This is a genomic window from Bradyrhizobium sp. BRP56, from assembly GCF_020194035.1.
GTDB classification, from domain to species: domain Bacteria; phylum Pseudomonadota; class Alphaproteobacteria; order Rhizobiales; family Xanthobacteraceae; genus Bradyrhizobium; species Bradyrhizobium australafricanum.
Map to the genome: position 1 here is coordinate 98,420 of NZ_JADYVV010000013.1, position 6,581 is coordinate 105,000.

At 63.7% G+C, this 6,581-nt stretch carries 6 protein-coding genes (1 of these 6 cut by a window edge); 3 read left to right on the forward strand and 3 right to left on the reverse strand.

Going from position 1 to position 6,581, the window contains the following annotated elements:
- The first annotated feature begins 27 nt into the window (after nt 1–27).
- A complete protein-coding gene (locus I6F38_RS12135) occupies nt 28–828 on the forward strand; it encodes a phytanoyl-CoA dioxygenase family protein (protein WP_050425629.1) in 801 nt (266 codons plus the stop codon).
- A gap of 152 nt (nt 829–980) precedes the next feature.
- Nucleotides 981–2,288: a Gfo/Idh/MocA family oxidoreductase gene (locus I6F38_RS12140; RefSeq protein WP_225160472.1), complete on the forward strand. Its 1,308-nt coding sequence runs from the start codon at nt 981–983 to the stop codon at nt 2,286–2,288.
- Between the two features lie 222 nt (nt 2,289–2,510).
- On the opposite strand, the gene I6F38_RS12145 is transcribed toward I6F38_RS12140, so the two are convergent.
- On the reverse strand, nt 2,511–3,596 hold the full coding sequence (locus tag I6F38_RS12145) for an NAD-dependent epimerase/dehydratase family protein (RefSeq protein ID WP_225160473.1): 1,086 nt from the start codon (nt 3,594–3,596) through the stop codon (nt 2,511–2,513).
- A 308-nt stretch (nt 3,597–3,904) separates the two neighbouring features.
- On the opposite strand from I6F38_RS12145, the gene dctP reads away from it, so the two are divergent.
- Nucleotides 3,905–4,993: a TRAP transporter substrate-binding protein DctP gene (dctP, locus tag I6F38_RS12150; RefSeq protein ID WP_028341905.1), complete on the forward strand. Its 1,089-nt coding sequence runs from the start codon at nt 3,905–3,907 to the stop codon at nt 4,991–4,993.
- 267 nt (nt 4,994–5,260) lie between these two features.
- Here the strand turns inward: dctP and I6F38_RS12155 are convergent, their stop codons facing one another.
- Together I6F38_RS12155 and I6F38_RS12160 are read right to left on the reverse strand one after the other, a co-directional pair.
- Nucleotides 5,261–5,896, reverse strand: coding sequence for a hypothetical protein (locus I6F38_RS12155; RefSeq protein ID WP_225160474.1), 636 nt, complete (start codon nt 5,894–5,896; stop codon nt 5,261–5,263).
- A gap of 249 nt (nt 5,897–6,145) precedes the next feature.
- Nucleotides 6,146–6,581: the 3' portion of a hypothetical protein gene (locus I6F38_RS12160; RefSeq protein ID WP_225160475.1), read on the reverse strand. It continues 113 nt past the right edge of the window; 436 of the gene's 549 nt are visible here — the last part of the coding sequence; the start codon falls outside the window, past its right edge; it ends in the stop codon at nt 6,146–6,148.

The window sequence follows — 6,581 nt, forward strand, 5'->3', positions numbered from 1 at the left end:
TGACAATAACAACAGGAGGAAAGCACCATGAAACTGACCCAAGAGCAGGTCGAATTTTTCCATCGCGAAGGCTGGCTGTTCCTGCCCGAGCTGTTCAGCCAGGAAGAGGTCGATTTCCTCGCGCGCGAGGCAGTCTCGATCTATGACGCCAACCGCCCCGAGGTGTGGCGCGAGAAAAGCGGCGCGCCGCGCACGGCCTTCGCCGCGCATCTCTACAATGAGGCGTTCGGCACCCTAGGCGCGCATCCGCGCATGATCGACCCCATCGAGCAGCTGTTCGGTGAAAAGGTCTACATGCATCAGTTCAAGATCAACGCGAAGGCGGCCTTCACCGGCGACGTCTGGCAGTGGCACCAGGACTACGGCACCTGGAAGCGCGATGACGGCATGCCGGAGCCGCGCGCGATGAACATCGCGATCTTCCTCGACGAGGTGATGCCGATCAACGGCCCGCTGATGCTGGTGCCGCAGAGCCAGACCGCGGGCGATTTGAAGGCCTCGCACGATCTCGAAACCACGTCCTACCCGCTGTGGACGCTGGACGAAGAGACGGTGACCCGCCTTGTGAAGCAGGGCGGCATCGTCGCGCCGACCGGCAAGCCCGGCGGCATGCTGATGTTCCACGGCAATCTGGTGCACGGATCGAGTGGCAACATCACGCCCTACCCGCGCAAGATCGTCTACCTGACGCTGAACGCGGTCTCGAACTACATCCGCACCCCGACGCGGCCCGACTACATCGCGCACCGCGACTTCACGCCGATCCAGACCGTCGCCGACGACGCGCTGCTGCGGCTCGCCCGTGCACCGCGGCAGGCGGCGGAGTAACGATCGAACACACTCGTCATGCCCGGGCTTGACCCGGGCATCCACGGACAAGCAAAAGTGCTCTCGCCAAGACGTGGATGGCCGGGTCAAGCCCGGCCATGACGATTTTGGTGACGGTCCTCGCCTCGGCGCACCAACATCGGATCCACATCATGAACCTGCATCACCTCCTCAAAACCCGCGCCGCCGCCGGCAAGCCGGTGCGCGTCATCCTGATCGGCGCCGGAAAATTCGGCTCGATGTTCCTGTCGCAGGTGCCGCACACGCCGGGGCTTGAGGTGCCCGTGATCGTCGATCTCGACCGTGACCGCGCGCGCGAGGCGTGCCGCACCGTCGGCTGGGACGACGCGCGGATCAGCGCCACCACCTTCACCGACGACGGCGCGCGTGCGATCGCCGGTGGCGCATTCGATGTCGTGGTGGAAGCGACCGGCAATCCTGCCGTCGGCATCCGCCATGCCCGCGCGGCGATTGCCGCCGGCAAGCATGTCGTGATGGTCAATGTCGAGGCCGATGTGCTAGCGGGGCCGCTGCTCGCCGAGGAGGCACGCAAGTCCGGCGTGGTCTATTCGCTGGCCTATGGCGACCAGCCGGCGCTGACGGCCGAGATGGTCGACTGGGCCCGCGCGACAGGCTTCCGCGTCGTCGCTGCCGGCAAAGGCACGAAGTACCTGCCGGCCTATCACGACGTCACGCCGGACGGTGTGTGGCAGCATTACGGGCTCACCGCCGGCGAGGCGCAATCCGCCGGCATGAATCCGCAGATGTTCAACTCCTTCCTCGACGGCACCAAATCCGCGATCGAGATGGCGGCGATCGCCAATGCCTGCACCCTCGACGTGCCGTCGGAGGGATTGCTGTTTCCGCCCTGCGGCGTCGACGACCTGCCGCATGTGATGCGGCCGCGCGACAAGGGCGGCGTGCTTGAGAAATCCGGCATCGTCGAAGTGGTGTCGTCGCTGGAGCGCGACGGCCGTCCGGTGTTTCGCGATCTGCGCTGGGGCGTCTATGTGGTGCTGGAGGCGCCCAACGATTATGCCGCCGATTGCTTCAAGCAGTACGGCCTCAAGACCGACGCCTCCGGCCGCTATGCGGCGATGTACAAGCCGTATCATCTGATCGGACTCGAGCTGAACATCTCCGTGCTGTCGGCGGCGCTGCGCAACGAGCCGACCGGGCAGCCGCGCGGCTTCCGCGGCGACGTCGCAGCGGTGGCCAAGCGCAATCTGCGCGCCGGCGAGATGCTCGACGGCGAAGGCGGCTACACGGTGTGGGGCAAGCTGATGCCGGCCGCCGCCAGCCTCGCCGCCGGCGCATTGCCGATCGGGCTTGCCCATCGGGTGAAGCTGAAGAGCGACGTCGCCCATGGCGCTGTCGTGCGCTGGAGCGATGTCGAGGTCGACGAGAGCAACGATACGATCAAGACGCGCAAGGTGATGGAAGCCGCGTTCTCGCGGTAGCGCTTCTCGCTAACTCGTCGGCCAATTCACCGCGCGAGCTGTGCTCTTCACCTCTCCCCGCGCTTTGCGGGGAGAGGTCGGATCGCATCGAAGATGCGATCCGGGTGAGGGGCGAGGCACGGTGCTCAACAAGTTCTGTTCTGCCTGCCGGATAGAAGCCCCTCACCCCAACCCTCTCCCCGTAAGAACGGGGAGAGGGAGAAGATGGAGCGCGGCTCAATACTACGGCAGCAGCCGGCTCGCCTTCGCCAGCTTGAACCACTTACGGAACATGGCTTCCGTATCCATCATCTCGGTGAAGCCGGCCTGGTTGATCTTCACCGTCGAGACGATCGACGGCGGACCAGCTTCAGTCTGTCCGTAGCGCATGCTGTAATCGGCATATTGGAACGACAGGCCGACGAACTCCTCCAGGCCGGGCGCGATCAGGTCGTGCGTCCTGCGCAATTCGTCCCACTGCGCGATCCATTTCGGATATTGCTGCGCCAGCGACAGCGGCACGTGCCGGCCCGGCGTCATCTCGAGCGCATCCGATACCGCCGGCCAGATATTTTCCCAGGTGAAGACGTCGCCATTGGTGACGTTGAACGCTTCATTGCGCGCAGCCTCGGCGTCGCCCGACCAAGCGATCGCGCGTGCCAGCAGATCGACATCGACCGCTTGCGCGACGCGCGGCGCGCCGCCCGGATAATCCAGCGGCCTGCCCTGCGCGCGCAGCACCGCCGCGTAGACGCCGAGCGGCGGGATCAGATCCATCGCGCCGCCCATGGCTTCGCCGATGATCAGGACCGGGCGCAAGATGCTCCAGTGCCAGCTCTTGCCCCGCTGCAGCTCGCGCAGGAAATTCTCCTGCGCCCAATAGAAATTCGGCTGCTCGTACATCTCCGAACGGCCCTCGCGTGCCGGCACCGTGAGCGGCCGGACATGCACGCCATAGGCCTTGGTGCCCTGCAGCAGCGCGACATGCTTGAGATCGGGCGCGACGGGTTCGAGCACGCCCATCAAATTGCGCAGCATCCGGTCGTTGGTTTCGATCTGCCCGGCATCGCGCCAGCCATCGACCAGGCTGGGCGCCTCATAGAGCGCGGCGTAGATCAGGTGCGTTGCGCCGCCGAGCTCCGCCGCAGCGCGACGGCAATCCTCCGCGCTGGTGAGATCGATTCGCACATGCCGCGCGCCGTAGAGATCGCGTGGCTTGCGGCGCGACAGCGCAATGCACTCGCAATCGTCGGATGCGCCGAAGTGTCGCAAGGCGGCGTTGCCCACGAGGCCGGTTGCGCCGGCAACCACGATTTTCTTGTTGGCCATGTCCTTGAACTCCCATCAACCCACCCGCCCTGCGTAGCAGATCGCGGCAGGGCCGGCAGCCATCGCGGCGGGTATCGGATGAGACCGACAGCGCCGATTGTCCTTCGCACCTGCAACGAAGGCAGGCGCTTGATTTCCTCCGGCAAACGATCATCCTGACCGGCGGAACCGGAAACTCGGATTTCCACAACAAGAGCCCGTCGAGGGCCACCGGACACATTCATCACAGAACGTCGATCGATCGGCGAAGAAAGACGACACCAAGATCGTTCCCCTTGTCGAGGTATCGGCACACAGGAGGGATACGCATGAAACGTCGTGAATTCTTGAAGGCAGGCGGCGTCGGCCTGGCTGCGACGGCGGTCGCCGCGCCCGCGGTCGCGCAATCGATGCCGGAGGTCAGGTGGCGGCTCGCGGCGAGCTGGCCGAAGGCGCTCGATACGCTCTATGGCGGGTGTGAATTCTTCTGCAAGCGCGTCGCCGAGATCACCGACAACCGCTTCCAGATCCAGTCGTTCGCCGCCGGCGAGATCGTGCCCGGCTTGCAGGTGCTGGACGCCGTCTCCAACGGCACGGTCGAGATGGGCAATACCGCGCTGTATTACTACTGGGGCAAGAATCCCGCCTTCACCTTCGGCACGTCGCTGCCGTTCGGCCTCAACACGCGCCAGCACATTTCCTGGCTGCAATGGGGCGGCGGCACCGACCTGCTCAACAATCTGCTCGCAGAATTCAACTGCATCGGCATTCCGACCGGCTCGACCGGCGCCCAGATGGGCGGCTGGTTCCGGAAGGAGATCAAGTCGATGGCGGATTTCCAGGGCTTGAAATTCCGGGTCGGCGGCTTCGCCGGCACCATCATCGCCAAGGTCGGCGGGGTGCCGCAGCAGATCGCCGGCGGCGACATCTATCCGGCGCTGGAAAAAGGCACCATCGACGCCGCTGAATGGGTCGGGCCGTATGACGACGAGAAGCTCGGCTTCGTCAAGGTCGCGAAGTTCTACTACTACCCCGGCTGGTGGGAAGGCACCGGCCAAGGCCACAATGTGATGAACAAGGACAAGTGGAACGCGCTGCCGAAGCACTATCAGGCCGCGATCCAGGCCGCCTCCGAAGACACCTTCACCTGGGTGACCGGCAAATATGATGCGGTCAACCCGCCGGCGCTGAAGCGCCTGATCGTGGCCGGCGCGCAGTTGCGCCCGTTCCCGCAGGAAGTGCTGGAAGCCTGCTACAACGCGGCCAACGAGATCTATGCGGATCTTTCCAAGAGCAACCCGCATTTCGGCAAGATGCATGCGAGCCTGGCCGCCTATCGCAACGAATCGCTGGCCTGGATGCAGGTCGCCGAGCTCTCGTTCGACAGCTTCATGATGCGGATGCGCACGCGCACCTGAACCAGACGATGGCTTTACACTGCCGTCATTGCGAGGAGCGATAGCGACGAAGCAATCCATTTCTCCGCTTGCGGTGAGATGGATTGCTTCGCGGAGCCTGTCATCGGGCGCGCGTTCGCGCGACCCGTTGGCTCGCAATGACGGGGCTGGAGCAGCGCTTATTATTTCGTTCATCTTGAGCCGGGCGCGTTCCGAGACAATAAAAAAGCCCCGGAGAATTTCTCCGGGGCTCTCTTCCTGATTCGATTCCTGATTCGATGCGACGCATTAATTGTCGTCGCTGCCGCCGAACTCTTCCATCAGCTTGTCGTAGCTCTTGGTCACGAGATCGATGTTGCCCTTGTTCTCGACCGCGGGCGGCGGCGACTTCAGGGCGTCGTTGAGGTCGGCGAGCGCATCCTTCTTGTCCTTGGCCGACATCTTCTTGTCGGCCTGGACCTGGGCGATCTGCGCCTTCAGCACGGCCTCGGGACCGATATACTTCTTGGTCTGCGGATCGAAGCCGCCGAGCACCAGCGAGATGTTGTCGACAACGTTGTTGTACTCGTCATAGCTGGCGAAGCCGTTCTTCTTGACGATGCCCTCGAGCTGGCCGACGATCTTCGGATCCGGCTTGGCGTCCTGGGAAAGCTTCGCGGTGATCGGGTCCATTTCCTTGGCCGCGGCGAGCGCGCCATCGACCTGCTTGTCGGTCAGCGCGATCTGCTTGATCGGCGGGGCCTGGTCCTGTGCCGGAGCCGCAGCCTGCGCGGGTGGCGCGGCTTGCGCGGGCTGCTTGGCCGGCGGCGCCATCTGCTGCTGCTTGGCCTGCGCGAATGCGCCGCTGTTCGACGCCGCGGTCATGGCGATCGCGAGACACGCGACGCTCAGCGCAGCAGTTACGGGACGGACGATCTCACGCATGGAAGTCTCCTTGTTGGGGCAGGTTTTGCCGAGCTTCTTGGGTGGAACAGGTACGGAAATCGAAATGAACGGCCCATGAACTTTGGTCGTAGACGATGAAGGTCAATCGTGGCCGAATCATCACAAAGCGTTCAAGGAGTGTTGATCGCAATGCCCAGCCAGCAGTCGAGCAGCACAATGGGATCGCGATCAGCGGCGTGGCCGAAGTCTATGCGCACCCGTGCACGGCGAGCGCTGACGGTCCGCCGCTCAGGAGTTCTTCTTCAGTTTGAATGACTCGAAGAACCTGTCTTTGTTTGCAGCGATCAGGTCCCGATAGGCATTGGGAAACTCGATCGTCAATGTGTAGCGCGTGCCTTTCGCATCGATGCAGCGCATGTACATGGTCTTGCCGCCATCGCTCACCGTCAGGGTCAGAATCTCGGCATCGCCGCTTGTCCTACGGCCGACGTCGGAAACCTTGTTCGCCGGATTTGCGGCCAGCGTTTTCGGGATTGAAGCGAGATCCGGCGGCGGCTTGTTGCCGGGCGGCAGTTCGACCGCGACAAACTTGATTCCTTCGGAGCTCTTGCCGCCGACCACATGCGTGGTCTCACCGGTCTGCGCGTCGCGCGTGGTGAAATCATTGAACGGAATCGGCAGCAGCACCGAGAAGGAGCCCTTGCTCGATACGGCAAGATGCCAT